Origin of the sequence: Achromobacter ruhlandii, assembly GCF_902859695.1 — a bacterium.
Classification (GTDB): Bacteria; Pseudomonadota; Gammaproteobacteria; order Burkholderiales; family Burkholderiaceae_B; genus Achromobacter; species Achromobacter ruhlandii.
The window spans coordinates 1-1,567 of sequence record NZ_CADIJL010000078.1 but is presented as its reverse complement, the minus strand read 5'-3'; the positions used below and the strand labels follow the sequence as shown (position 1 = coordinate 1,567).

General features: G+C 66.2%; 1 protein-coding gene. It reads right to left on the bottom strand.

Annotated elements, in window-relative coordinates; all coding sequences use genetic code 11:
• The coding region (locus tag HV742_RS32000; protein ID WP_175147282.1) for an autotransporter-associated beta strand repeat-containing protein at window positions 1-1,522 on the bottom strand (1,522 nt) is incomplete at its 3' end.
• Between the last annotated feature and the right edge of the window lie 45 nt (window positions 1,523-1,567).

Sequence of the window (1,567 nt, the reverse complement as noted above, 5' to 3'; positions counted from 1 at the left end):
CCCCGCCGTCGCCCAGCCGCAGCGTGCCGGCGGCGATGGTGGTGCCGCCGGTGTGGTAATTGTTGGCGGTCAGGGTCAGCGTATTGGCCCCCTGCTTGGTGACCGCGCCGGCGCCGGAAATCAAGCCAGGGAACGTCAGGTCATCGCTGCGATCGAAGACCAGCGCGGCATTGTTGAATATGGACCCGGCCACGGAGCCAGAGACACCGCCGTCGCCCAGCCGCAGCGTGCCGCCCCGGATGACGGTTCCGCCGGAATAGGTATTGTCGCCGGTCAGGGTCAACATGCCGGTCCCTCGACCGGCTTCCCCCTTGAACACCGCTCCCGCGCCGGAAATCACGCCGTCATAGGTCACGTCATCGTTACGCATGAACGACAACAGACCGTCATTGGCGGTATCGATATCACCGGCCACCGAGCCCGTCGTGCCGTTGTCGCCGATCTGAAGCACGCTGCCGGAGGTAACCGTAGTGCCGCCGGTGTAGGTATTCTCGCCCGTCAGGATCAGTCGGCCGCCGTCATGATGCAGCGAGCCTGAGCCGGAAATCGCATCGCCGTACGTTCCAACCCACCACGGAAACTGGTGCCGAAAGGCCAGCGACCCTTCATTGACGATATCACCCGTCAACATGCCGTTGTAGCCTTCTCCCACCACCAACTGGCCGCCCTCGATGGTGGTGACGCCGCGGTACGCCGTGCTATTGCCCAGCAAGGTCAGGGTGTTGGTTCCCTTCTTAGTGACCGTGCCGGCGCCGGAAATCACGCCCGCGTGGGCCACCGCATCGCTGCGGTCGAACACCAGCGCGGCGTTTTCGGCCAGCGAGATCGGCCCGGCCACGGAGCCGGTGACGCCGCCGTCGCCCAGCCGCAGCGTGCCGCCCTCGACCGTGGTCAGGCCGGTGTAGGCGTTGGCGCCGGTCAGCGTCAGCACGCCCGCCCCTCGCGACGACACCGCTCCCGAGCCGAAGATCGCGCCGTCGAAGGTCACCGCATCGCCGCGGTCGAACACCAGCGCGGCTTCGTTGAAGATATTCCCGGCCACGGAACCTGTGACCCCGCCATCGCCCAGCCGCAGTGTGCCGCGGTAGATGTAGGTCCCGCCGGTGTAGGTGTTGGCGCCGGTCAGGGTCAATATGCCAGTCCCTTGCGAGCCCTGCCCCTTGTACACCGTTCCCGCGCCGGAAATCGCGCCGCGATGGGTCACATCATCGTTCCGGACAAACGACAACGAACTGCCCCTGGCGATATCGATATCCCCGGTCACGGAGCCCTTCGCGCCCTTGTCCCCGATCTGAAGCGCGCCGGCGGTAACCGTGGTGCCGCCGGTGTAGGTATTCTCGCCCGTCAGGATCAGCGTGCCTGTGCCTTGCTTGGTCAGGCTGCGGCCGTCCCAGCCGGTGGCGGCATTGGCGGCCACGTCTTGCAGACCGGCGACGATCGTGTCCGTCAGGCCACTGGCAATCGTAAACATCCCGTGCGCCCGGCCGCTGTCGTCCAGCCAGGTCAGGTCATAATCGGCCACGTAGCGCGTCTGATCCGCGGACTTCCTGGCCGTCAGCGTCAGGTA